The sequence below is a fragment of the Bacillus sp. ME78 genome, from assembly GCF_903970865.1.
Taxonomy (GTDB): Bacteria; Bacillota; Bacilli; order Bacillales; family Bacillaceae_G; genus Bacillus_A; species Bacillus_A cereus.
Window position 1 is genome coordinate 155,400 of record NZ_CAJCKK010000001.1, and the last position, 25,297, is coordinate 180,696.

Sequence of the window (25,297 nt, forward strand, 5' to 3'; positions counted from 1 at the left end):
GAAAGAAATGTTGTATCATTAAAAGTAAGTTTAATAACTGGAGGAGATTTTCATATGAAATGGATACAAATGCCGTTAGGCCCATTACAAACAAATGCTTATATTTTAATGAATGATCAAAAAGAGTGCATTATCTTTGACCCCGGTCACGAAGGTGAAAAGCTCGTTACATATTTACAAGAAGAACAATTAAAACCATTGGCTGTTTTATTAACGCATGCTCACTTTGATCATATCGGTGCTGTTGATGCGGTAAGAGACGCTTTTCATATTCCTGTATACGTACATAAAGAAGAAGCAGATTGGTTAGGAGATGCAACTGTAAACGGCTCTCAAATTTTTATGATGAACCGCAGTATTACAGCAAAACCAGCGGATCATATTATTGATGCAGAAGGTACATTAACAATTGGATCATTTAATTTTGAAATTTTTGAGACGCCAGGACATTCTCCAGGAAGTATTTCTTATTATAGTAAAGAGGCAAATGCTGTATTCTCAGGAGATGTATTGTTCCAAATGAGCATTGGAAGAACAGATTTGCCTGGTGGAAGTTTTGCTGAATTAATTGGAAGTATTGAAGAGAAATTATTTGTATTACCAGATGAGACAGCGGTGTTATGTGGACATGGTCCAGAAACAAGCATTGGTTTTGAAAAAGAAAATAATCCGTTTTTACAATAAGGAATCATTATGGGAATGGAGCTCATTTTAAGAGAATGGATGAGGAAAGAAAAGGATTATTCAATTTCATATAGTACGTATATGAACCTTGTATTGTATACAGAAGGTCATGGATATTATATGAAAGAACGTGAAAAGATTGGAAGACAAGGGGATTTTTTTACAAGTAGCAATGTATCCTCTGTTTTTGCAAAAACTTTTGCTAAATTTTTTATTCGTCTTGTTGAAAGTGGTGAAGTTGCTTCGAATATTTGTGAGGTTGGTGGGGGAACTGGAAAGTTTGCCTATGATGTTTTACAAGAATGGAAGCAATTATCTCCAAAAACCTTTATTGATTTAAACTATTCAATGATTGAAGTGAGCCCTTTTCATAGGAAATTACAGCAGGAGCAACTTGGCTCATTTTCTAATGTATCGTACTATACCTCCTATAGTGAAATGGGAGATTCTTTTGAGGGAATTCTCTTTTCGAATGAGTTGTTTGATGCATTTCCTGTTGAAATAATTGAGAAAAGAAATGGTATGTTGTATGAAGTGCGTATTACATATACAGAGGAAGGAAACCTTTCAGAAGTATGTAGGCCGTTAGATAAAAGAATTGGTCGATATTTATTGAAATATAATATTCATATTGCTGAAGGGCAACGTTTTGAAGTACCACTTGTGATGGAGGAGTATGTAAAAGAAATTGCGAAATGGTTTCAAAAAGGTATATGTATTACAGTTGATTACGGATACACAAAAGAAGAATGGATGCATCCAGCACACCGTGAAGGAAGTTTGCGAGGTTATTATCAGCATAAGCTAATACGTAACCCACTAGCGCATCCAGGTGAAATGGATCTTACTACTCATATTCATTGGGACGAGCTAAAGGAGATGTTTAGTCTGCAAGGAATGAGTGCAGTATGGCATAAGAAACAATCTGAGTTCTTGTTAGCTGCAGGGATATTAGAACAGCTTACGAGCCATCAAGATATGAATCCTTTTTCTGAAACGCAAAAACAAAATCGAGCAGTTCGTTCTATGATTTTGAATGGAGGAGTAGGGAGTGCGTTTGATGTTGTTATACATACAAAAGATATGCAACATTTACATTTGGAGCGGTATGTAACAATATAAAAAACAAGACACAGTATATACTGTGTCTTGTTTTTTAATACGACTTATGTAGTATTATATATTTCCTCTCATGATATATATTTATATTAAAGATATGAGATAAAAAATATAGAATACGTTCTTTTTCTTCGATTATTAGTCCCTAACCTAATAATACGCGAACGAGTTGAATTATTGTTTCGTTCTCTACTTTGTAATAAATTTCTAATCCTTTTCTTTCACTAGAAACGATTTTAGCGCTTTTTAATTTTGCTAAATGCTGTGAAATTGTAGATTGTGGCATGTTTAAGCCAGTGTACATTGTAGAAACGTTGCTTGGACCGCGCTCAATTAATCCTTTTACGATACATAAACGAACAGGATGAGCCAGCACTTTTAATAATTCTGCATTACTTTCATATAGTTCTAATTCTTTTTGAAAGGTTTCTAACATGTTCTTTTCCACCTCCGTGTGAGCTATTATACCATACTATACATACCAAAAATTTAAAGAAAAGAAAATAGTTGTTGCAGAAAAAAAGTCCTAAAGTAAAGAAATTGTAAGAAAAGAGACCATGATGTAAATAAAATAGGTAAATTAGCACGTTTTTGTAAAATGACATTTTTGGGTGAAAATTTCGATGCGTTTTAAAAATTGAAAGATATAGATATATTTGTAACACAATTTTATCATGATTTTCTTATTCTTTCAAATGAATATACAAAATTTTTAAAATAATATGACAAAGGAATTATAATGATATATATAGAATATAAAACAGGTTAAAAGAAAAGAAGCTGAATGTAATTCGCTTCTTTATGGTGATCATAAAATATTTGATTACGGCTGATAAATCTTAGGATAATCAAGTCATTAGTCATTTATTCTAAAATTCATCTTTTAGCAACGTTAAAAATCTGTGATTCCATATGTTCTCGTAAAAATCAATTGTCTCTTTTGCGGACATAAAAGGATTATTCAACGTAGAGGTTGTTTTCTGTACCATAAAGTTTTCGTATCCCAGTCCGTGGGCAAACTTAATCGTAGCATCCATACAGTACTCTGTTTGGGCACCGCAAAATTCAATGCGATTTACAGATAATTGATCTAAAATTTCTTTTAAGTTTGTTTTATAAAATGAATTTGCATGTGTTTTTCTTACAAAAAAATCTTGTTTTTGAACATCAAGATCGGTATGAATAGCCCAAAGTTCTTTCTCGGGTACTAAATCATCATCACAATGTTGAACAAAAAGGATTGGTTTATTTAATTTTCTGTATGAAGAAATTCTTTTATTTACTTTTGTTAGTAAGTTCTGTAAATCAAATAAATGCTCTCCGCCATAACATACGCCATTTTGTAAATCGATAACGATTAAAATATCTGCACAAGTATCCATTATTTTTACCCCTTTTTTATTTCTTAATATATCAATTAACCCATTATTTAGAAATAGATGATATACTTTTATTTTTTATGGACTATAAGAAAAATTTCAAATGACTATAACTAAATCGCATAAAAAGAAGATATGAAAACCTATTCTCATATCTTCTTTTTTCTCTATGCATTTACAGGTTCTTCTACATAAGAAAGGGCATTTTCAAAATCGGATATTAAATCGTTAACATTTTCAAGACCGACTGATAACCGAAGTAATGAATTAGAGATTCCTCTTTCATCACGAGCTTCTTGCGACAGTGCTGCATGTGACATTTTTGCTGGATAAGAAAGAATTGACTCTACAGCTCCTAAACTAACTGCAAAAACAGGTAATTTTACTTTTGATAAAAATTGGCGGAGTGCATCTTCTGACTGCAAAGTAAATGATAAGACTGCTCCAGCTGATGTTGCTTGAGATTGTTGAATATCAAATCCGAGATGTGTTTGTAATCCCGGATAATAGACATTTTGTACTTTAGCGTGCTCTTGTAAATAATGTGCAATTTTATTGGCATTTTTAGCTGAATGCTCGAGGCGTACATGTAATGTTTTTAGACCGCGAAGTACGAGAGAACAATCTTGAGGTCCTAAAATAGCGCCGAATGCATTTTGTAAAAATCCAAGCTTTTGAGCGAGTTCTGCATCTTTTACTACTGCTAATCCGGCAGTAACATCACTATGCCCAGCAATAAATTTTGTGGCACTATGAAGAACAACATCAGCTCCAAGTTCAAGTGGTTTTTGGAATAGTGGTGTCAAAAATGTATTATCAACAAAAGTAAGAGCCCCAATAGATTTTGCAAGTTTAGAAATCTCGCGAATATCTGTCACCTTTAAAAGTGGATTAGAAGGTGTTTCTACATAAAAGAGCTTTGTATTTGGTTTAATGCTTTGTTTTATTTCTTCTAAATTGGTCATATCAACAAATGTATGTGAAACACCGTAACGGGAGAGTACCTCAGTTATCACTCGGTAAGTGCCTCCGTATACATCTTCTGAAATGAGTACGTGATCACCTTGTGAAAGAAGGAGGAATGCAGTGGAAATCGCTGCAATGCCTGATGCAAAGGCGAATCCCTTTGTTCCACCTTCTAATAAAGCAATGATATCTTCAAGAGCTTCACGAGTTGGATTTCCTGACCTGCTATAGTCATATTTTCCGAACGTATCTACATCAAACTGGTGAAAAGTTGATGTGTTATAGATAGGAACGTTCACAGCTCCTGTTTGCGAGTCATGTTTATATTGGTTGTGTAGTAAGAGTGTATCTATAGAATAACTCATATTCTTACACCTTCTTTTACAAGTTTAATGGCTTGCTTTAAGTCTTGAATTAAATCGTTACTATTTTCAATGCCAACGGAGAATCGAAGAAGACGATTACATACACCGTTTGCTGTTCTAATTTCTTCAGGAATATCAGCATGTGTTTGCGTTGCTGGATAAGTCATTAAACTTTCTACACCACCAAGACTTTCGGCAAATGTAATTAAGGATAAAGATTGTAAGAATGGATTAATCCAAGCTTCATCTTTAAGGCGAAATGAAATCATGCCGCCTCTTCCAGGATAAAATACATCTGTCACCCCGTCTTCATCATTTAAATATGCAACAACTGCTTTCGCATTTTCTTCATGCTGTCTCATGCGAAGCGCTAACGTTTTCATACCGCGAATTAATAACCATGAGTCAAATGGGCTTAAAACTGCACCTGATGCATTATGATAATGAGCGATTTCTTCACAAAGTTCCTTTCCTTTTGCAACGACAAGTCCGCTTAGTACATCGTTATGTCCCCCTAAATATTTCGTTGCGCTGTGAAGTACAATGTCAGCACCTTCTGTTAATGGTTGCTGTATATAAGGTGTGTAGAATGTGTTGTCTATAATAAGAAGTAGTCCGTGCCTTTTCGCTACAGTTGCGACAGCAGCAATATCAGTAACTTGCATTAATGGATTAGTTGGAGTTTCTATGAAAATAGCCTTCGTTTCAGTTGTGATAGCTTGCTCAATTTGTTTAATAGACTGTGTATTTACGTATCTACATCGAACATTCCACTTTTTTTCATGTTCAGAAAATAATCGATACGTTCCACCGTATAAATCTTCAGATACAATAAGTTCGTCTCCAGAGCGGAATAGAGAAAGGACGAGGAGAACAGCCGCCATCCCTGAACTACAGGCATAACCTTGTTCGCCATATTCTAAGTCTGCGATTGCCTGTTCTAAAAGACCTCGAGTTGGATTGCCAGTTCGTGAATAGTCAAAGCCAGTAGATTTACCAATTCCTTCATGACGATAAGCGGTTGAGAAATAAACTGGTGGATTAACCGTTCCAGTTGTAGTTTCACTGCGATTGCCGATTTGTGCTAGTTTTGTTTCGATTGTTGACATGTGAAAATTCCTCCTTTTTAAATTGAAACATTAAGTGAATATAAAATAAAAAAAGCCTTCTAAGAAGAAGGCTTTCGGTTTGAATAGAGTCTTCTTCTCATCTGTCAAATCTTTCACAATTTGCTGGAATTAGCACCTTATTAACAAAATGTTAATGGTTGCTGAGGCGTCACAGGGCCAGTCCCTCTACCTCTCTAGATAAGAATGTTCGTATGAAATTTTTATTATGTTTTTAACTTTACAACAAAAGATAATTGAATTGCAACTTTATTTTAAATATTTTTTATTTTTCCGCAAGTGTCATTGACTTTTACTTTTGTGCATGCTAAATTTATTAAAAAATTAACAAACATTGTTAAAAGGGGAACGCATTTCCTTTTAGCTACATAAATAAAATAATAAAGACAACTCTTATTGAGAGCGGTGGAGGGAAAGGCCCTGTGAAACCCGGCAACCTTCAAACGAAATGTTTGAAACGGTGCTAATACCTGCAAAACGAATGTTTTGCATAATAAGAGGAGGAACGATTATGTCCCCCTCTTCAAAGTGAAGAGGGGGTTTTTATATTGATAGAAATGAGGGAGATTCGTGAAATTACTAGATTTATTATCAAAAGGAATTGTAATAGGTGATGGTGCGGTTGGGACGTTATTGCATTCACATGGCTTGCAAAGTAGCTTTGAAGAATTGAATGTATCTGATCCAGACTTAATTATATCGATTCATAAACAATATGTAGCTGCTGGAGCAGATGTAATTCAAACGAATACGTATGGAGCAAATGAGGCGAAATTACGTATGTACGGCTTAGAAAATCAAGTTACAGAAATTAATAGAGCGGCAGTAAAACTGGCGAAAGCATCTGTTACAGATAAAAATGCAATTTTAGGAACAATTGGTGGTATGAAACATATCGGAGCCGTTACAACGACTGATATGGAAAGGGAGTTTATGCTACTTGAACAGGCAGGGGCTTTACTAGAAGAACAGGTTGATGGATTACTATTAGAAACTTTTTACGATGAATTTGAATTACTTCATGCTGTTAAAGTATTGCGTAAGCAAACGAACATTCCAATTGTTGCTCAATTAGCGTTACATGAAGCAGGTACGACTCAAAATGGAAATGATGTCAATGAAATATTAAAGCAACTTATAGATTACGGTGCAAATGTTGTTGGATTAAATTGTCAACTAGGGCCGCTTCATATGACGGAGGCTTTCAAAATGATATCGATTCCGCAAAATGGCTATTTATCAGCATACCCAAATGCAGGTCTCCCGAATTATGTGGAGGGACGTTACGTATATGAGGGAAGCCCAGCTTATTTTGAGGCGATGACGCCGAGATTTATTGAGCAAGGTATTCGGTTATTAGGTGGTTGTTGTGGTACGACTCCAGAACATATTCAAAGTATGAAGCACGCTGTTGCGAATGTTACACCTGTAATAGAAAAAGACACCATTCAAAGGCCGAAAGTTGTTCATACGCATGAGAAACGTTCGAAGGCTCACGTCACTCTAGCAGAGAAAGCGAAAAAACAAACGACAGTTGTAGTGGAATTAGATCCACCGAAAACGTTAGATACACAGCGGTTTTTTGAAGGAGCAAGAGCTTTAAAAAGAGCGGGAGCAGATGCTATTACTCTAGCAGATAATTCATTAGCATCGCCTCGTATTTCTAATATGGCAATGGGTGCGTTATTAACGAAGCATGATATCCCGGTATTGACACATTTAACGTGTAGGGATCATAACGTCATTGGACTACAATCTCATTTGTTAGGTTTATCGGCGTTAGGGATGGAAGAAGTGTTAGCTTTAACTGGTGATCCAGCGCGCGTTGGTGATTTTCCTGGTGCAACTTCTGTATACGATTTGTCCTCTATTGAGCTCATTAAAATGATTAAAGAAATGAACGATGGACGTTCAATTTTAGGGAAATCAATTGGATCGGCGACAAGGTTTTCTGTAGGCGGCGCATTTAATCCTCACGTGAGGCACTTAAAAGCAGCGGTTAAGCGAATGGAACGAAAAATAGATGCTGGAGCGGAATATTTTTTAACTCAGCCAATTTACGATATCGCGTTAATTGAAGAAGTGTATGAAGCGACAAAGCATTTGGAACAACCTATTTTTATTGGAATTATGCCGTTAGTAAGTAAGCGGAATGCAGATTTTCTTCATTTTGAGGTACCGGGTATTACTCTTCCAGAAGAAATAAGAGAGAGAATGGATGGACACGAAACGAAAGAGGCGGCAATTGAGGAAGGGATTCGCATTTCGCAAGAATTGATCGACGCAGCGATGAAATATTTTAATGGTATTTATCTTATTACACCATTTTTAAAATATGAAATTACAGAACATCTTGTTAAATATGTAAGAGAAAAGCAAGAAGTGAAAGAAGGTATTAATTGATGAAGTGTATAGAAGAAAAATTACAAAATAGCATTTTAATATTAGATGGTGCAATGGGAACAATGATTCAGCAAGAGGATTTAACTGCTGAAGATTTCGGAGGAGAAGAGTACGAGGGCTGTAATGAATATTTAGTAGAAACAAGACCAGACGTTATTTTAAAGATTCATAAAGCTTATATTGAAGCTGGAGCGGATATTATTGAAACAAATACATTTGGGGCAACGAATATTGTACTAAGTGATTATGAGCTGTCTCATTTAGATGAAGAACTAAATGAAAAGGCAGCACTTTTGGCGAAGCAAGCTGTTAAAGAAAGCGGTAAGGAAGTATATGTTGCGGGAGCGATGGGACCAACAACGAAAGCAATTAGTGTTACTGGTGGTGTGACTTTTGAAGAATTGATTGAGGCTTATACAAGGCAGGCACGAGGATTATTAAAGGGAGAAGTTGATGTATTACTCGTTGAGACGAGTCAAGATATGCGTAACGTGAAAGCAGCTTATATTGGAATTCAAGCTGCTTTTGAAGAACTGAAAAAAACGGTTCCTATTATGATTTCAGGAACGATTGAGCCAATGGGAACGACTCTGGCTGGGCAAACAATTGAAGCTTTTTATTTATCAGTAGAACATATGAAACCATTATCTGTTGGGTTAAATTGTGCGACTGGTCCGGAGTTTATGAGGGACCATATTCGTTCACTATCTGATTTATCGGAGTGTTACATTTCTTGTTATCCAAATGCAGGTCTTCCTGATGAAGATGGACATTACCATGAGTCTCCATCTTCTCTCGCTGAAAAGGTGAAGCGATTTGCTGAAGAAGGATGGGTTAATATTATCGGTGGTTGTTGTGGCACGACACCAGAACATATAAAAGCAATGAAAGAAGCACTAGCATCTCTTAAGCCTCGTGACCATCATGAGAGAGAAGGACATGGAATTAGTGGATTAGAGGCACTGCAATATGATGAGTCTATGAGACCGTTATTTGTAGGTGAAAGAACGAATGTTATTGGATCACGTAAATTTAAACGATTAGTAGCAGAAGGGAAATTTGAAGAGGCTGCTGAAGTGGCAAGAGCGCAAGTGAAGAAAAATGCTCATATTATTGATATTTGTATGGCAGATCCTGATCGTGATGAAATAGAAGATATGGAGAAATTTTTGACAGAAGTTACGAAAGTGTTAAAAGTACCGATTATGATTGATTCAACGGATGAAAATGTTATGGCAAGAGCACTTACTTATATTCAAGGAAAAGCTGTTATCAACTCTATTAATTTAGAAGATGGAGAAGAGCGTTTTGAAAAGGTAACACCGCTTCTTCGTAAGTATGGTGCTGCAATTGTAGTTGGTACAATCGATGAAGATGGTATGGCAGTAAGTGCTGAAAGAAAATTAGAAATTGCAAAAAGAAGTTACGAATTATTAACGACGAAATATGGGATACGCCCGTCAGATATTATTTTTGATGCACTTGTGTTTCCAGTAGGGACAGGTGATGAAGAATATATTGGTTCAGCGGCAGCGACTATAGAGGGCATTCGCCTTATTAAAGAAGCGTTACCAGAGTGTTTAACGATTTTAGGTGTAAGTAACATATCATTTGGTTTACCACCGGCTGGACGTGAAGTATTGAATTCCGTCTTTTTATATCATGCTACGAAGGCTGGATTAGATTACGCGATTGTTAATACGGAAAAATTAGAACGCTATGCGTCGATTCCAGAGGAAGAAAAACACCTTGCAGATGCATTACTGTTTGAAACGACGAAAGAGACGTTAGAAGAATTTACAAACTTTTACCGAGTCGCTAAAAAGAAAGATGTCGTTGTGCAAGAAACGTTAACGCTAGATGAACGACTAGCAAATTATATTGTAGAAGGTACGAAACAAGGATTACACGAGGATTTAAGTCTTGCACTTGAAGAAGGAAGAAAACCTCTTGATATTATTAACGGTCCGCTTATGACAGGGATGGATGAGGTAGGACGACTATTTAATAATAATGAACTTATTGTTGCTGAAGTATTGCAAAGTGCCGAAAGTATGAAAGCTGCTGTAAGTTATTTAGAGCCACATATGGAATCTAGCGATAGTGCAAAAAAAGGGAAAGTATTATTAGCAACTGTAAAAGGTGATGTGCATGATATTGGGAAAAATCTCGTTGAAATTATTTTAGCGAATAACGGATATGAGATTATTAATTTAGGAATTAATGTACGTTCGGATCGAATTGTTCAAGAAGTACAAGAAAAGAAGCCGGACATTATAGGCCTTTCAGGTTTATTAGTAAAATCAGCGCAACAAATGGTAACGACTGCTGAAGATTTAAAAGCAGCAAATATTGATGTGCCCATTGTTGTAGGTGGTGCAGCGTTAACGAGAAAGTTTACAGATAATCGAATTTCACCATCATATAAAGGGCTCGTTTGTTATGCGAGTGATGCGATGACGGGGCTCGATATTATTAATAAGCTTCAAAAAGAAGAAGAGCGTGAGAAGATGAAACAGGATAAAAAAGAACGTCATCTTCATATCGTAAAAAAAGAGGAGAAGAAAATAGAAATTCCAACAGTAATTGAGCCATTACCGAAGGCTGAGGTTATGGTGCCTGATTCAACAAAACGAATTGTATTACGTGATATTCCGGCTCTTCATCTCGCTCCATTTTTAAATAGACAAATGCTACTTGGGCATCACCTTGGATTAAAAGGAAATGTGAAGAAGCTTTTGAAAGAGGGAGATAAGAGAGCACATGAATTAAATGATTTAATAGATGAATTATTGCAGGAAGGACAATCTTGGTTAAAGCCGAAAGCAGTGTATCAATTTTTCCCAGCGCAAAGCGACGGACAAAACATTGTAATATATGATCCAGAAAATCATACGCGTGTTATAGAGCGTTTCACATTCCCTAGACAAGGAAAGGCTCCCTATCGTACTTTAGGCGATTATTTGCGCCCAATTGGAGATGAGATGGACTATGTTGCTTTCTTATCTGTTACGGTTGGGGAAGGAGTTCGGGACATTGCTGAAGAGTGGAAGGCGAAAGGTGATTACTTACGTAGTCATGCCATTCAATCGTTAGCGCTTGAATTAGCAGAAGGACTTGCTGAAAAAACACATATGCTCATTCGTGACCGCTGGGGCATTCCAGACTCACCTGAACTGACGATGGAAGAACGTTTCCGTACGAAATATAGAGGAATACGCGTGTCATTTGGTTATCCGGCGTGTCCAGAACTTGCAGATCAAGAAAAGCTATTTCGCTTAATTCATCCAGAGGAAATAGGTATTTCATTAACAGAAGGATTCATGATGGAGCCAGAAGCGTCCGTAACGGCTATGGTATTTTCTCACCCTGAGGCAAGATATTTTAGTGTATTATAGTCTAGAAGGGGGAGACGTATGAAGAAAATAGTCTTTACAGGTGGCGGTTCGGCAGGACATGTAACACCTAATTTAGCCATTATCCCATATTTACAGGAAGACAACTGGGATATCTCTTATATTGGTTCTCACCAAGGTATTGAGAAAACGATTATAGAAAAGGAAGGCATTCCCTACTATAGTATTTCGAGTGGAAAGCTACGTCGTTATTTTGATTTAAAAAATATAAAAGATCCTTTTCTTGTAATGAAGGGGGTTATGGATGCGTATGTAAGGATTCGAAAACTAAAACCAGATGTGATTTTTTCAAAAGGCGGTTTCGTATCCGTACCAGTCGTAATTGGAGGATGGCTAAATAGAGTACCAGTTTTATTACATGAATCTGATATGACGCCAGGACTAGCAAATAAAATTGCGCTTCGTTTTGCTTCGAAAATATTTGTTACATTTGAAGAAGCGGCGAAACATTTACCGAGAGAAAAAGTAATATATACGGGATCTCCTGTACGTGAAGAAGTGCTGAAGGGAAATCGTGAAACAGGTTTAGCATTTTTAGGTTTTTCACGTAAAAAGCCAGTTATTACGATTATGGGAGGTAGCTTGGGCGCGAAAAAAATTAATGATACGGCTCGAGAAGCATTACCAGAACTTCTTAAAAAGTATCAAATTGTTCACCTTTGCGGAAAAGGTAACCTTGATAAAAGTTTACAAAATAAAGAAGGATATAGACAATTTGAATATGTACATGGAGAACTGCCAGATATATTAGCGGTAACAGATTTTGTTATTTCACGCGCGGGCTCCAACGCAATTTTTGAATTTTTAACATTACAAAAGCCGATGGTTTTAATTCCATTATCGAAATTTGCAAGCCGTGGAGATCAAATATTAAATGCAGAGTCCTTTGAAAGGCAAGGGTATGCCTCCGTATTATATGAAGAAGATGTAACTGTAAAATCTCTTATAAAGTATGTCGAAGAATTGAATCAAAATAATGAGAAGTATAAAACAGCACTAAAAAAATATAATGGAAAAGAAGCAATTAAAACAATCATTCAAAATATTTCAGAGGCATGATGAAACAATCATGCCTCTTTTAGTAGGGTGAAAGATTCCAAGAATTGATATTTTTATGTTACAATAAAGTGAAACTTTAATCAGTTGGGGGCATCCTCCATCTAACTTCTTTGCTTTCACTGGAATTTGAGGAGGGGGTTTTACTGCCCTCAAATAGCGGGATAACAAAAATGGGTTAATAGGGAAATTCCAATTAATGAAGCGTGAAAATACGAATGGATTAGGAGTGACTGTGTTGGAGCTAAGTCTCTATGAAAATACTGCACTTATTATATGCTTTGTGTTGTACGTTGGTAGTGTTATTGTTTATATTTCAAGGAAATTTTCGCAAGAAAGAGAGCTTGAAAAATCAGAGATAACAGCTGAACTAGAAATGTTAGCTGATGAAAGTTATAAAAAACAAAAAATAAAAGAAGACCATGAAGCATCCCATCATTTAAACGCAAATAAGTTTTAAAGATGGGGATTTTTTTTGAAGTTGTTATTTATTATAGCTATAACAAATAACGCTAAAAAGGAGTTTCCCGATACATAATGAAGGAGTGTATATAAATGAATTTTTATATCGCCTCAGGTTTCCAAAATAAACATCTTGTATGTTCCGTAGCAAATGAACTGAAACATGCAGGATGGCACCATACATATGATTGGACCAAAAACGAAAGAGCAGTGAATCAAGAACAATTAAGAGAAATTGGTCAGGCAGAAAAAAATGCTGTAAAAGAAGCGGATGTGTTTTTACTTATATTAGATGGCGGAAACGGGAGCCATACAGAGTTTGGAATGGCGATTGCACTAGAGAAAACGATATATGTATATCATGCAGGAAACCCGCTCCAAACAACGTTCTATCACTTGCCAGAAATAAATATTTTTGAAGGAGATGTAGCTGAGTTTGCATCTTATGTTATGAATCATGTGAAATAATAGTAACTACCTAAAAGGTTATAAAAGTGATCTTTTGGGTACAGTGATGATAAGAAACGTATATAAAGGAGTACATAATATGAAATTAGAAAATGGATGGGAAACGAGCTTTTTAGAAGTCGTACAAAATAGTGAATTTAAGAAAGAGGCACTTCTTAGTCAATTGCTTTGTCAGGATAGTGAAGAAGTAGAAGAGCTTGTGGATGATTACGGCTACGAAGAACTTGTTGAACGTGAACATGATGATGAGTTAGCTGAAATCTTAGGAGAAGAACTTTTTAGTGAGATGGAACGCCAAGTATTCTTATCTTCAAACCCAGAAGAAAAACTTATTGCATTCGTCAATGGATTAGGTTTTCATGTGTTAGATTGGATCGTTCTTCTTGAAACAGAATTTGGCATTGATAGTGCAAACTTTACATCAGATGCTGTAAAGGTGTTAGAAAAGCGTTTCAGACAGTTTCCGTACATAGAGGACAATACAATTTTTGATATGACATTTGGAGAATCGATGGATGTATTAGAATCTGTTACAGGATTACAACTAAAGGAAAAGATGAACATATAATGAAAAAAGAACGTGATTCAATCACGTTCTTTTTTTACATAATAATAATTTTATCATCTAGTTTTGTCTGCCCGGTAAGAAGTGCGTTTAAATATTCCACTTTTCTTATACAAGCTTGTATATGTCTTTCAACCTCTTGTAACTCTGCTTGGTGATGTGTTTCAATTGGATGAATTTGTACGTTGAATTTTTCAAATTGACTACTATATGTTATTTCTGCATAGCCGCTCATAATATCGGTTTCGTTATGAAATAAAAATTGCCTCGTTTTGTCACAGAATGATACATCCTGAAAGCCATATACTTTTAATGCTTCAATTACTTTTTTAATCATTTTTGTATTCATTTTTTTAACCCTCTTTACGAAGTTCTACTTTTATATTATAACATAAAAAATTACATAGAAAGCGCTTCCAAGTGTATTTTATTATAAACTTTACGTTTCAATCACAAAAATGAAACAAAGAAAAAATAATTGTAAAGAAGGAAGGACTCTTTTATTGTTTCGTCATATATATAGAGAAATAGTGCAATGAAAGGAAATTTTCCGAGGTGGAGATCGTATTTCCAATTTGAGCGCAGTAAAAGAGGTGAGAATCTTGAACTTTGATATTGTAGGACAAAAAGCATATATAAAAGATGGACCGCATCGGAACCGAATTGGAATTGTAAAGAAAAATGAGACAAAATTAGCATCGCAGTTTGCTATTGTAATTGGAGAACAAATTATTGATGTAGAGCTAAAGGATATCGTGTTAGTTGGAGTAGACGTAGGACAATTTCATAAATGGTGCGAACAAAATGGTTATTTGTGAAAAGGACGGGCTGTGAGATAATGAAATATATTTGAGGAAAGAGAATATATTATTGTATTCTCTTTTTCTATGTTTAAGGAGGCGAAAATGAAATATAAAGAACAGGAGTTTACGTTGGAGTTAAAAGAGAACATTCAATGTATGGAGAAGGAATAGAGCGAATGTCACTTAAATTGTATAAAGAGTATTCGCATTTATACATAGAAAAAAACATGGAATTAGATATGGGATTTGCAAGAGAAAAAGAGAATCCCTTTGAGGTGGGTTATTATTCAACAGTTGCTATAGCTATATTAGATGAAGAAAAAGAGATGATTAAATTTCACGATATTCCAATTTAGGAATGTGAAAGAATCTTTTTAGGAATGCCAATTCAATCAAACATTTTGGGTAGTAAGAAAGTAGGAGAACTCGCTGATGAATCTTGTTATGAGATTGAGGAAGAGTTAAAAGAGCAATTAGAAGAATACTTGGAGTGATAATTCTCAAGATAAGATCTATAAAGAGGGAACGGAATAAAAAAGACGCTAACAATTGTATGTTAGCGTCTTTTTTTCATTATGAAGCAATTTCACCAGTTTTTGTATCATCTTGATTGTACGTATCTTGATCTAATTCACCAAGCCATTTACTTGAAATAAGACCTGCTGTCATAGAACCACTTACGTTAAGAGCTGTACGACCCATATCGATTAATGGCTCAACCGAGATAACTAGAGCAACAATACCGATTGGTAAGTTCATTGTAGATAGTACGATTAAAGCTGCGAATGTTGCACCGCCACCAACTCCGGCAACACCGAATGAGCTAATAGCAACAACAGCGATTAAAGTTAAAATAAATTGTGGTTGTAATGGATCAATTCCTACAGTTGGAGCGACCATCATTGCAAGCATTGCTGGATAAATACCTGCGCAACCGTTTTGTCCGATAGATACCCCAAATGAAGCTGCGAAGTTTGCAATTCCTTCGGAGATACCAAGCTTTTCTTTTTGAGCTTCAATATTTAATGGCATCGCACCAGCACTAGAGCGAGATGTGAATGCAAAAGTTAGTACAGGGAACACTTTTTTCAAATATTGAATTGGATTTAAACCAGACAATGCAATTAATAATAAGTGAATGATAAACATTACGATAAGTGCTACATAAGAGGCTAACACGAAGTTACCAAGCTTTAAAATAGCATTTATATCGCTACCAGCAACTGTTTTTGCCATAAGAGCTAATACGCCGTATGGAGTAAGGCGTAAAATTAATGTTACCATACGCATTACGATTGCATATACAGCATCAAGCATTTTCTTAAATAGCTCTGCTTGTTCTGGATATTTTCGTTTTACACCTATAAAGGCAATGCCGATAAAGGCTGCAAATATTACGACAGAGATTGTTGATGTTGGACGAGCGCCTGTTAAATCAAGAAACGGATTTGTAGGCAATAGCTCTAATAATTTATCTGGAATTGTTGTCTTTTCAATAGAAGTAAATCTTTCTTCAACTAGTTTCAGACGAGCAGATTCTGCATCACCTTGTTGCAAGCCTGTTGCAGATACATCAAATCCTGCACTTGCAGCGATACCGACAGCTGCAGCGATTCCTGTAGTAAGAATTAAAATTCCGATAATAAGACCACTAATTTTACCAAGGTTTTTCGTTAACTGTAATTTTGTAAATGCTGAAATAATAGATACTAAAATAAGTGGCATAACGATCATTTGAAGTAATTTCACATAACCGTTACCAATTAAGCCAAACCAAGTATTTGATTCAATAATTACTTTAGAAGTTGGCTCATAAATGAATTGTAATATAAGACCGAATAAAATTCCGACTCCTAAAGCGGTAAATACACGTTTATTAAAAGATACATGCTTACGTTGCATATAATATAATACGCCAACTAAGATGAGCATGACTGCAACGTTAATTCCGACAAGCAGTGTATTCATGTTGATTCCCCCTAATTCCAATCTGTTATATAGAATATAAGGTAATAAAACCTATAAGTCAACTAGGAAATTCCGGGATTAAAAAAAAGATGGCAAAATGCCATCTTTTAATGTCCAGCCCCAGGGACAAGTAAAAATGTCGTGTAGTATGTAAATCCTATGAAGAAAACAGTTAAATATGCCCCGAATACGTATATATACATACGCTCTGTTAATTTTAAATAGCTTAAAAGTACGAAGAAACCTGTTTGTCCTAAAAATAGTAGTGCAGCCTGTTGCATATCTCCTACGTAAAACATAACCGAGAAAATTCCAGTCCAAAAACCGAGAACGCGAAACATGCGATCCATGCTATTTCCCTCCTTTTCTAGAAAAAGTAAAACCTCTTTTCATTATAGTTTATTTTTCTTACTATTGTAAATATTCATTCATATAAAAAGAAGCCAATTATTATTGGCTTCTTTTTATATGATAAATTAAATTGTTAGTTTATAATTACAAGATTTACATCCATCTAATAGACTATCATGTCGAGTTAATTCCATGTTAGGGAATAGGATTTCAAAAATGCCTTTCATCATATCTCCGTGCATGTTACAAATTTCAGTTGGATGATGAACAGCAACTTCTTTAAATGGACAATTGTGTACATCATAGAAAATTTTTGTTCCATCTGCACTTAATTCAAATGCAGGTGATAAGCCGGCTGTTGAGAAAGCTTCTTTTGCAATTTGAACTTTTTGCTCTACTGTTAAAGCATCTTCACTCACATTTAAACGTTGCATATGTTGTTGCATTAATTCGGCCCCGAATTGTTTTCCTGTTTCGTATAGCGCTTTTTCACCAGCAGCGCCAAGGCTAAGTAAAGAATTAAATGCTATTCTTGCTAACAATTGATAATCACGGAATGGAAATTGCAATTGAATAACATCTTCAGATAAGACATATAATCTGCTTGGTCTTCCGCCTTTTCCAGTTTTCTTCGTTTCCGATTTAAGCATATGAACATCTTCTAATTTAGATAAATGTAAACGCGCTACGTTTGGATGAATATCGAATTCATCTGCAATTTCTTGTACAGTTACGTAACTATGTTTTTGCGAAATATATTTATAAATGTAATAACGAGTTGGGTCAGCTAAAACACCTGTAATTTTTAAAGCTTGTTCCATGAGGATCTCCACCTTTATCACTTTATCCAAGATAATAACATTATAATACAGATAAACATGAGTATAGGTAATTTCAGACAATAATTCAGAAATTGTTCATAATTTCACAAACATATTTTTCCTTTTTGTTCTAGTGAAAATACAAAATTCCAAATTTTTATTGTGCATGTTTTCATGCTATATACATAGTAAGGAGGGAAAAGTGATGAATGGGATTGAACTTTTTGCGAATACAATTTTAAAAGAAGCGTGTAGGGTACAAGCGTCAGATTTACATATTGTGCCCCGGCAGAAGGATGTAGCGGTGCAACTACGTGTAGGAAAAGATTTAATGACGAGACATTGTATTGAAAAGGAGTTTGGAGAAAAACTTGTCTCACATTTTAAATTTTTAGCATCTATGGACATAGGAGAGAAACGGAAGCCACAGAATGGTTCGTTGTATTTGCAAATTGATGGACAAGAAGTGTATTTACGCCTTTCAACACTTCCAACAGTATATCAAGAAAGTCTCGTTATTCGCCTTCATTTACAAGCATCTGTGCAGCCCTTATCACATCTTTCGTTATTTCCAAGTACGGCAGCAAAACTACTCTCGTTTTTACGCTATTCACAGGGGCTACTCGTGTTTACTGGACCGACTGGTTCTGGGAAGACAACGACAATGTATGCATTATTAGAGGTAATTAGAAAAAAGAAAACACGTCGCATCATTACACTTGAAGATCCGGTTGAAAAAAGAAGTGACGATGTATTACAAATTCAAATAAATGAAAAAGCGGGTCTCACATATGAAACAGGATTAAAGGCTATTTTACGTCATGATCCAGATATTATTTTAGTCGGTGAAATCCGTGATGAAGAAACAGCAAAAATAGCTATAAGAGCAAGTTTGACAGGACATTTAGTCATGACAACGCTGCATACGAATGATGCGAAAGGAGCAATCATTCGTTTCATGGATTATGGTATAACGAGGCAAGAGATTGAACAGTCTTTATTGGCTGTAGCTGCACAGCGACTTGTCGAATTGAAGTGTCCGTTTTGCAGAGGAAAGTGCTCAACTTTATGTAAATCAATGAGGCAAGTAAGGCAAGCAAGCATTTATGAGCTGCTATATGGATATGAGTTAAAACAAGCGCTTAAAGAAGCAGATGGAGAATGTGTTACTTACAAACATGAGACTTTAGAATCGTCAATAAGAAAAGGATATGCTTTAGGTTTTTTAGAAGATGATGTTTATGTTTAAGAAAACTTGGAGTTTAAGTGATCAAGTAGTATTGTTGAAACGTTTAGGAGAATTACTAGAAAAAGGCTACTCTCTTTTACAAGCATTAGAATTTTTACAGTTTCAATTACCTGTAGAAAAGAAAGTACAATTGCAGCACATGATTGAGGGGTTAAAAGATGGGAAAAGTCTACACGATTCTTTTCATCAGTTAAAGTTTCATCAGGACATGTTAAGTTATTTATTTTATGCCGAGCAACATGGTGATATTTCTTTTGCTTTGCAACAAGGAAGTGCACTTCTTTATAAGAAAGATAAGTATAGGAGAGACATGATGAAAATCATGCAGTATCCTATGTTTTTAATGTTTTTTCTACTAATCATGCTTTTTATTTTCAACCTCATTTTATTACCTCAGATTGAAATGGTTTATAGTTCGTTCGGTTCTAATACACCACTACTTACAGAACAAATTTTAAGTGCAATAAAACTGCTACCTTACATTATTTTAACCGCTATTTTAACTGTTATTATTGGATGTAGTTTGTATATGTTGTATTTTAGGAAACTTCCACATATTAGCCAGGTAAAAATCATGCTTCGTATGCCCCTCATCAAAACATTTCTTATTTTAAAGCATTCACATTATTTTGCTACTCAGTTGAGTGGTTTATTAAATGGTGGACTATCAGTATGCGAAGCTTTAACAATAATGATGGAGCAAAGATATCATCCGTTCTTTCAATATGAAGCGAGCCGGATTGAAAGACAATTAATTGGAGGAGAACAGTTACAATCTATCATTGCTAAAAGTGGGTATTACGAGAAAGAACTTTCTTATGTTATTACGCATGGACAAGCAAACGGCAATTTAGCGATTGAATTAGGTGACTATAGCGATCTTATTATGGAAAAGATGGAACGGAAAATTAAACATATGTTAGTTATCATTCAGCCTATTTTATTTACATGTATTGGAGGAATCGTTGTCCTTATGTATTTAGCGATGATTATGCCGATGTTTCAAATGATGAATTCTATTTAGGGGGCATTTGTATGCAGAATGAGGAAGGATTTACTCTGTTAGAGATGCTATTAGTAATGGTTGTCATAACTATATTATTACTATTAATTATTCCAAATGTAGTTACACAGCGTTCATCGGTCCAAGGAAAAGGGTGTGCAGCTTACGTGAAATCTATAGAAGCACAAATACAAGTATATCAATTACAACATAATAAAATTCCATCGTTAAAAGAACTGACAGATGAAAAGTATATTACAACTGATAAGTGCCCGAATGGCGAATCTATTCATATTTCAGATGATGGCGCAGTATCAATTAGGGCATTGTGAAACAACGGGGGTTTACTTTTTTAGAAATGTTACTCGTTTTATTTGCTATTTCTGTATTAAGTGTAGTTACGTATTTTAGTGTTCATTCCTTATACGAGCGACAAAAAGTTGAACAATTTTTGAGACAGTTTTCAAATGATATTTTGTATATGCAGCAATTAGCGATAAATCGTCAAAAGCACTATACATTACGTTGGCATAAAGATAGAAATATGTATGCTATAAAAGAGTCAGGTACAAAGTATTATATCGTCAAGCGGGAGTATGAAGAAGATATACAAATTGATTTGCATACGTTTCCAAATCCGATGACATATAATCCAAGTGGAAATATTAATAGAGGTGGTACGATTATAATTTCATATCGAAATTATAAATATGAAATTGTATTTCAGCTTGGAAGAGGGAGATTTACGTATCGTGAAATGTCAAAAAGGATCCATAATGGCTGAAATGATTGTATCGTTAAGTATTTTAATGATGGCTGTATCGTTACTACTACCGCAAACAGTATTAGTTATGCAAGAAAGAAAAAATATACAAATTCGTTATAAGGCATCTGGATTATTAAAAAAGGAAGCAATTATATATATGTATGGAAATGAAGAAAAGCGAATAATAGAAAAGAATATAAATGGAATTGTGTATTACACATATTGGGGAGGCAATGAAGTTTGTACCATGTGGAGAGATGTGAAAGACAGAGTGATGGAACAATGCTTTTATGTAGGAGAAAAAATAAATTAGAATTTGGTTTTTCATTAATAGAAATGATTGTATGTCTGTTTCTATTATCAATATTTTTTTTGCTCTTTCCCCGCCTACATTTCATTGAAATGGAAAATAAACAGTCAAAAGGATTAAATGATTGGGAGTGGGATGTATTTTTAGGTCAAATGCAATTGGAGTTTCGTGAAGTATCATCTGGAGAACAGCTAGCATTTGAAAATGGAGAAAGTATTTTACGATTTCGATCGCGTAATGGGAGTGAAGTATCGTATGAAAAAGAGAATAGTCGTCTTATAAGAAAGGTAAATAGGCGCGGGAGGGAAGTTGTTTTACAAAATATTGGAACGGTTTCTTACAAACTAACACCTCATGTACTCATTATAAATGTGAAAGATACTAGCGGAAAAATATATGAAGGTGTAGTTATGCGATATAGTGAAATGGAAATGAATGTATGAGAGGGCAAAATGGGTTTACAATGCCTGGAACACTCATCTTTCTTATTTTATTAACTTCTTTTTTTATATACGAAACAAATATGTTGTTTACAGATAAAAATTTTTATATAGAAATAGAACAAAAGTTTTTACTGGATGAACTACTTAACCGATCTATTACAGATATAAAAAAAGACTTACAGCAAAAAGAAAAAGAAGGTGCATTTTTCTTTCAGTATGAAAAGGGAGAAGTGAGTGGAAATTATATCTTTGAAAATGATTTAATTCTCGTTGCGTTGCAGTGTACACTCAAACAGGAAGCTTTCTATACGGTGAGCTTTCGGTATAGAAAAAAGGATGGAAAAATAGTCGATTGGATAGAAGGATAATATGTAAAAATAAGAAGAAAAACCAGGGATTTCTATTGTAAATTGAATTGATTTTTTAGAAGAAATGGATAAATATAACGATTAAAAGTTTAAATTTTCTCAAAAAAGAGAAAGGTAGAAAGAATGTGATATATTCATGCTATCCAATCATTATTTTTAGGGAGAATAGGGAAATGACAAACAACAATCAAATAGGTGAAAATAAGGAACAAACTATTTTTGATCATAAAGGAAATACGATTATGACAGAAGATAGAGAAATACACATTATTTCAAAATTCGAAGAACCTCTTATTGTCGTATTAGCAAATGTACTAAGTGATGAAGAGTGTGATGAATTGATTGAAATGTCTAAAAATAAAATGAAGCGTTCTAAAGTTGGTTCATCACGTGATGTAAATGATATTCGAACAAGTAGCGGTGCATTTTTGGAAGACAATGAACTTACTTCAAAGATTGAAAAACGAATTTCATCTATCATGAATGTTCCTGCGTCGCATGGTGAAGGATTGCACATTTTAAATTATGAAGTGGATCAACAATATAAAGCACACTATGATTATTTTGCGGAACATAGTAGATCAGCTGCTAACAATCGTATTAGTACGCTTGTAATGTACTTAAATGATGTAGAAGAAGGCGGGGAAACGTACTTCCCGAAATTAAATCTTTCTGTACATCCTAGAAAGGGAATGGCAGTATACTTTGAGTATTTTTATCAAGATCAATCACTAAATGAGCTTACGTTACATGGAGGGGCACCTGTAACGAAAGGCGAGAAATGGATTGCAACGCAGTGGGTGAGAAGAGGTACTTATAAGTAAAAGCGAGTGTTACGTTTTGTTCTTCATAGTATAAGAACAAAACGTTTTTTTATTAAACAAAGTAGCATCTTTCGTTATAATAACAATTAATAAATGACGATTGAGAGGACAGAAAATGAAATCTATATACATAACCGGCTACATGGGAGCAGGGAAAACAACAATTGGAAAAGCATTAAGTCAAGAACTTCAAATGGATGTTGTAGATACTGATCAAAAAATCGAAGAGAAGCAAGAGAAGGCAATTCGTGATATTTTTGCCGAAGAAGGCGAAACGGCTTTTCGGGAATATGAAAGCGAAATGTTACGTTCGCTACCAGTCCATAATGTCATTATTACAACTGGTGGGGGAATTATTGAACGAGCGGAAAATCGCAAGTGGATGAAAGAGAACGGAACTGTCGTGTATTTATATTGTGATCCGCATGTAATTGCAGAAAGGCTTCGTGAAGATACGACACGTCCACTATTTCAAAAGAAAGATATAGATGCATTTGTAACGAAATTTGAATTACGCCGAGCTTATTATGAAGAGGCTCATATTCATATCGATACGACAAATAAGTCTGTAAAGCAAATTATGAATGAATTAAAGGAAAAGATTAATGTATAAAAAAGTGGACATACTAATCAAGTAGAGGTGATGATAATATGTCTACTAATGATTATGTTCGCTTTGTGACGCAGCAGTTTGTGTCGTATATGGATGCTCCAAAAGAAGATCGAAAACAAAAGAAAGAACAACGCCGTGCTGAAAAAGAGCCATTTATGAATAAGTGGTTTGGTGTTATGCCGCTGAGTGCTGCTTTGTTTTATCGAAATGTAAAAAGTAAAAGAAAAAAATCAAGTTAAATTTTAGTCATATGTCTAGCAAAATAAAAATCCCCTAGTGTCGTAATACACTAGGGGATTTTTATTTACTGCACGGATTCTTGTTCTTCCGTAACGGCATGTATTTTATTGTTCACCCATACGAACCCTATTCCGATACAAATAGAAATGCCCCAGCCGACAGCGGTCATAATCGCTCTCATTTCACCGTAGCCATCTACACCAAAAACAGAGATGAAATAAATTTTTAAAAAGCTTTTTAATATAAATTGCAGCCCGAAAAATAACGTTAAATATTGCAGTGCTGGATATATACGACTATCACGATAAAGCTCACGACTTTTATCGCGATCATGTCCTTGCAGCGCTGCAATATCCGCAGCGAAATATAACATGAGTGGTTTTTTTATGAAAATTGTACATATGACGATAATACCGAGTACGATGTGATAATACGCATCGTTCCATAACATTCGTTCAGCTGACCCAGATAATAGATCTACCGTTGTATTAGAAATGAGTGTAATTAAAATAAAGAACCCTGTCACGTTAAACTGTTTTTCTTTTTTAAAGGTATACAGTGTATAAATAATCCCCGGAACAGAGGAAAGTAACATTGCGTAATAAGGATCGATATAAGGTTTTGCAAATTTCCAAATGAGGAATGGGATTACGAGATAAAAGACAAGATCTAATATAGCTTTTTTATTTTGATTCATACAAAGCCTCCTTAAGTCATACATATATTTTATAATATAATTTCTGAAAATTGTATAAGGTTTAATGGGAAAAGAAAAAATATATCAATTTTTGAGGGATTAGTAGATTGAAAAAAATTGCCCCTAGCGTAGTAAGTTTTTTTAGTATATAATAAAGGAAACGCTTTCATTTTTAGTTTGTTCACAAAATGGACGGAAAATCACATATTTACTATCGATATGTTGCTTTATAATGAAACTAATTAAATATACATGCATACAATATTGTGAAATAAATAACATAAATAATCTATATAAATGTAAACGTTATCAAAAGAGAGAGGTGGAGACAATGAGTAAATTTTTCTTCAATCATAATCCAGCAACAGTAGAGGATGGAAGGCTTGTTAAATATGCTGAAATTATTTATGGAGAAGGTGGCCGTTCTGTATTAGAAAATTTAATGGTGAAGGCATCTATCAGATTGCGTGATCGTTATCCGAATAAATCTGACGAGCAGATCTCGAACCTAGTAAATAAAGGCATCCATGATATGTTTCAAAAATATGTGAGCGAGTAAGAGTAGCCAATGGCTGCTCTTATTTTTTTGTATAAGGATTGTAACTCTAGCTGAAAATAAACATGTATTTTGAAAAACGCAAAAAGGAGTGGGAAAGATGAGCAATGGAATTGGACGTTCGAAAGAAAATCTTCCAACTGATGCAAATCATGTGAGTGCAAAGGATCGTGCACAGCAGAAACGTATGGCACAGAAAAAACAGCAAGAGCGTAGTGGCGATAGCGAGTAGGGTAGAAAATAGCTCAAAAGAGGCTCCTTCTAAAGCAGAAGGA

31 protein-coding genes, 1 pseudogene and 2 riboswitches are annotated in these 25,297 nt (G+C 34.8%); of the genes and pseudogenes, 22 read left to right on the top strand and 10 right to left on the bottom strand.

Going from position 1 to position 25,297, the window contains the following annotated elements; translation table 11 throughout:
- The first annotated feature begins 54 nt into the window (after positions 1-54).
- Positions 55-684: an MBL fold metallo-hydrolase gene (locus H6481_RS00825; RefSeq protein WP_000871225.1), complete on the top strand. Its 630-nt coding sequence runs from the start codon at positions 55-57 to the stop codon at positions 682-684.
- A gap of 9 nt (positions 685-693) precedes the next feature.
- A complete protein-coding gene (locus H6481_RS00830) occupies positions 694-1,806 on the top strand; it encodes an SAM-dependent methyltransferase (protein WP_063548644.1) in 1,113 nt (370 codons plus the stop codon).
- Between the two features lie 142 nt (positions 1,807-1,948).
- Here H6481_RS00830 and H6481_RS00835 read toward each other — a convergent pair whose 3' ends face one another.
- The 4 genes from H6481_RS00835 to metI form a co-directional block, all read right to left on the bottom strand.
- Entirely contained in the window at positions 1,949-2,239 is a 291-nt protein-coding gene (locus tag H6481_RS00835; RefSeq protein WP_000894377.1) for a metalloregulator ArsR/SmtB family transcription factor, read from the bottom strand.
- A 433-nt stretch (positions 2,240-2,672) separates the two neighbouring features.
- The gene (locus tag H6481_RS00840) at positions 2,673-3,185 is read right to left on the bottom strand and encodes a cysteine hydrolase family protein (RefSeq protein WP_182810929.1); all 513 of its coding nucleotides are present in this window, start codon (positions 3,183-3,185) and stop codon (positions 2,673-2,675) included.
- Positions 3,186-3,349: 164 nt separating this feature from the next.
- Positions 3,350-4,513: a cystathionine beta-lyase gene (gene metC, locus H6481_RS00845; RefSeq protein ID WP_063548642.1), complete on the bottom strand. Its 1,164-nt coding sequence runs from the start codon at positions 4,511-4,513 to the stop codon at positions 3,350-3,352.
- The gene (metI, locus tag H6481_RS00850) at positions 4,510-5,622 is read right to left on the bottom strand and encodes a cystathionine gamma-synthase/O-acetylhomoserine thiolyase (protein ID WP_182810931.1); all 1,113 of its coding nucleotides are present in this window, start codon (positions 5,620-5,622) and stop codon (positions 4,510-4,512) included. The genes metC and metI overlap by 4 nt, the downstream gene beginning before the upstream one ends.
- 94 nt (positions 5,623-5,716) lie before the next feature.
- Positions 5,717-5,827, bottom strand: a riboswitch (SAM riboswitch).
- Between the two features lie 203 nt (positions 5,828-6,030).
- A riboswitch (SAM riboswitch) is annotated at positions 6,031-6,140 on the top strand.
- Between the two features lie 70 nt (positions 6,141-6,210).
- Here metI and H6481_RS00855 point away from each other — a divergent pair.
- The 6 genes from H6481_RS00855 (at position 6,211) to H6481_RS00880 (ending at position 14,013) form a co-directional block, all read left to right on the top strand.
- Entirely contained in the window at positions 6,211-8,043 is a 1,833-nt protein-coding gene (locus H6481_RS00855; protein WP_023523019.1) for a bifunctional homocysteine S-methyltransferase/methylenetetrahydrofolate reductase, read from the top strand.
- The gene (gene metH / locus H6481_RS00860; RefSeq protein WP_063548638.1) at positions 8,043-11,441 is read left to right on the top strand and encodes a methionine synthase; all 3,399 of its coding nucleotides are present in this window, start codon (positions 8,043-8,045) and stop codon (positions 11,439-11,441) included. The genes H6481_RS00855 and metH overlap by 1 nt, the downstream gene beginning before the upstream one ends.
- An 18-nt stretch (positions 11,442-11,459) precedes the next feature.
- Positions 11,460-12,518 (top strand): undecaprenyldiphospho-muramoylpentapeptide beta-N-acetylglucosaminyltransferase, encoded by a 1,059-nt coding sequence (gene murG, locus H6481_RS00865; protein WP_182810933.1) that lies wholly within the window; start codon positions 11,460-11,462, stop codon positions 12,516-12,518.
- A 196-nt stretch (positions 12,519-12,714) separates the two neighbouring features.
- Complete coding sequence (locus H6481_RS00870) at positions 12,715-12,975, top strand: DUF3966 domain-containing protein (protein ID WP_000817964.1); 261 nt, start codon at positions 12,715-12,717, stop codon at positions 12,973-12,975.
- Between the two features lie 95 nt (positions 12,976-13,070).
- Entirely contained in the window at positions 13,071-13,445 is a 375-nt protein-coding gene (locus H6481_RS00875) for a nucleoside 2-deoxyribosyltransferase (RefSeq protein WP_001012331.1), read from the top strand.
- Positions 13,446-13,524: 79 nt separating this feature from the next.
- Positions 13,525-14,013 carry a hypothetical protein gene (locus H6481_RS00880; protein ID WP_000764263.1) on the top strand — a complete coding sequence of 163 codons (489 nt, stop codon included), beginning with the start codon at positions 13,525-13,527 and terminating at the stop codon, positions 14,011-14,013.
- A gap of 34 nt (positions 14,014-14,047) precedes the next feature.
- On the opposite strand, the gene H6481_RS00885 is transcribed toward H6481_RS00880, so the two are convergent.
- A complete protein-coding gene (locus H6481_RS00885; protein WP_001093240.1) occupies positions 14,048-14,359 on the bottom strand; it encodes a hypothetical protein in 312 nt (103 codons plus the stop codon).
- 253 nt (positions 14,360-14,612) lie between these two features.
- Between H6481_RS00885 and H6481_RS00890 the strand changes: the two genes are divergently transcribed.
- Both H6481_RS00890 and H6481_RS28735 read left to right on the top strand, forming a co-directional pair.
- Positions 14,613-14,828, top strand: a complete 216-nt coding sequence (locus H6481_RS00890; RefSeq protein WP_001008326.1) for a DUF3912 family protein — start codon at positions 14,613-14,615, stop codon at positions 14,826-14,828.
- A gap of 87 nt (positions 14,829-14,915) precedes the next feature.
- Positions 14,916-15,307 (top strand): annotated as a pseudogene (locus H6481_RS28735) (hypothetical protein).
- 79 nt (positions 15,308-15,386) lie between these two features.
- On the opposite strand, the gene H6481_RS00900 reads toward H6481_RS28735, so the two are convergent.
- From H6481_RS00900 to H6481_RS00910, 3 genes are all read right to left on the bottom strand, one after another.
- A complete protein-coding gene (locus tag H6481_RS00900) occupies positions 15,387-16,781 on the bottom strand; it encodes an L-cystine transporter (RefSeq protein WP_001094344.1) in 1,395 nt (464 codons plus the stop codon).
- Positions 16,782-16,888: 107 nt separating this feature from the next.
- A complete protein-coding gene (locus H6481_RS00905; RefSeq protein ID WP_000375619.1) occupies positions 16,889-17,131 on the bottom strand; it encodes a DUF2626 domain-containing protein in 243 nt (80 codons plus the stop codon).
- 126 nt (positions 17,132-17,257) lie between these two features.
- Positions 17,258-17,953: a helix-turn-helix domain-containing protein gene (locus tag H6481_RS00910; protein WP_000434107.1), complete on the bottom strand. Its 696-nt coding sequence runs from the start codon at positions 17,951-17,953 to the stop codon at positions 17,258-17,260.
- A 205-nt stretch (positions 17,954-18,158) separates the two neighbouring features.
- Between H6481_RS00910 and comGA the strand changes: the two genes are divergently transcribed.
- From comGA to H6481_RS00960, 10 genes are all read left to right on the top strand, one after another.
- Complete coding sequence (gene comGA / locus H6481_RS00915) at positions 18,159-19,202, top strand: competence type IV pilus ATPase ComGA (RefSeq protein WP_098562482.1); 1,044 nt, start codon at positions 18,159-18,161, stop codon at positions 19,200-19,202.
- Positions 19,195-20,226 (top strand): competence type IV pilus assembly protein ComGB, encoded by a 1,032-nt coding sequence (gene comGB, locus H6481_RS00920; protein ID WP_182810935.1) that lies wholly within the window; start codon positions 19,195-19,197, stop codon positions 20,224-20,226. Before comGA ends, comGB begins: the two co-directional genes overlap by 8 nt.
- An 11-nt stretch (positions 20,227-20,237) precedes the next feature.
- The gene (gene comGC, locus H6481_RS00925; RefSeq protein WP_001178687.1) at positions 20,238-20,537 is read left to right on the top strand and encodes a competence type IV pilus major pilin ComGC; all 300 of its coding nucleotides are present in this window, start codon (positions 20,238-20,240) and stop codon (positions 20,535-20,537) included.
- The gene (gene comGD / locus H6481_RS00930) at positions 20,534-20,989 is read left to right on the top strand and encodes a competence type IV pilus minor pilin ComGD (protein ID WP_182810937.1); all 456 of its coding nucleotides are present in this window, start codon (positions 20,534-20,536) and stop codon (positions 20,987-20,989) included. Before comGC ends, comGD begins: the two co-directional genes overlap by 4 nt.
- Positions 20,982-21,284 (top strand): hypothetical protein, encoded by a 303-nt coding sequence (locus H6481_RS00935; protein ID WP_000829462.1) that lies wholly within the window; start codon positions 20,982-20,984, stop codon positions 21,282-21,284. Before comGD ends, H6481_RS00935 begins: the two co-directional genes overlap by 8 nt.
- The gene (gene comGF / locus H6481_RS00940) at positions 21,254-21,724 is read left to right on the top strand and encodes a competence type IV pilus minor pilin ComGF (protein ID WP_000923097.1); all 471 of its coding nucleotides are present in this window, start codon (positions 21,254-21,256) and stop codon (positions 21,722-21,724) included. Before H6481_RS00935 ends, comGF begins: the two co-directional genes overlap by 31 nt.
- Positions 21,721-22,092 carry a competence type IV pilus minor pilin ComGG gene (comGG, locus tag H6481_RS00945; protein WP_023523011.1) on the top strand — a complete coding sequence of 124 codons (372 nt, stop codon included), beginning with the start codon at positions 21,721-21,723 and terminating at the stop codon, positions 22,090-22,092. The genes comGF and comGG overlap by 4 nt, the downstream gene beginning before the upstream one ends.
- A gap of 173 nt (positions 22,093-22,265) precedes the next feature.
- A complete protein-coding gene (locus H6481_RS00950; RefSeq protein ID WP_000183863.1) occupies positions 22,266-22,916 on the top strand; it encodes a 2OG-Fe(II) oxygenase in 651 nt (216 codons plus the stop codon).
- A gap of 115 nt (positions 22,917-23,031) precedes the next feature.
- Positions 23,032-23,529 carry a shikimate kinase gene (locus H6481_RS00955; RefSeq protein WP_000836660.1) on the top strand — a complete coding sequence of 166 codons (498 nt, stop codon included), beginning with the start codon at positions 23,032-23,034 and terminating at the stop codon, positions 23,527-23,529.
- A 38-nt stretch (positions 23,530-23,567) separates the two neighbouring features.
- The gene (locus H6481_RS00960) at positions 23,568-23,768 is read left to right on the top strand and encodes a YqzE family protein (protein ID WP_000106083.1); all 201 of its coding nucleotides are present in this window, start codon (positions 23,568-23,570) and stop codon (positions 23,766-23,768) included.
- Positions 23,769-23,833: 65 nt separating this feature from the next.
- Here H6481_RS00960 and H6481_RS00965 read toward each other — a convergent pair whose 3' ends face one another.
- Positions 23,834-24,466 (bottom strand): VC0807 family protein, encoded by a 633-nt coding sequence (locus H6481_RS00965; RefSeq protein WP_001073111.1) that lies wholly within the window; start codon positions 24,464-24,466, stop codon positions 23,834-23,836.
- Positions 24,467-24,607: 141 nt separating this feature from the next.
- Positions 24,608-24,724: a hypothetical protein gene (locus H6481_RS00970; RefSeq protein WP_003279814.1), complete on the bottom strand. Its 117-nt coding sequence runs from the start codon at positions 24,722-24,724 to the stop codon at positions 24,608-24,610.
- Between the two features lie 73 nt (positions 24,725-24,797).
- Between H6481_RS00970 and H6481_RS00975 the strand changes: the two genes are divergently transcribed.
- Positions 24,798-25,025 carry a hypothetical protein gene (locus tag H6481_RS00975; RefSeq protein ID WP_000032702.1) on the top strand — a complete coding sequence of 76 codons (228 nt, stop codon included), beginning with the start codon at positions 24,798-24,800 and terminating at the stop codon, positions 25,023-25,025.
- Between the two features lie 97 nt (positions 25,026-25,122).
- Positions 25,123-25,254 carry a hypothetical protein gene (locus tag H6481_RS28740; RefSeq protein WP_000064665.1) on the top strand — a complete coding sequence of 44 codons (132 nt, stop codon included), beginning with the start codon at positions 25,123-25,125 and terminating at the stop codon, positions 25,252-25,254.
- Positions 25,255-25,297: the final 43 nt, after the last annotated feature.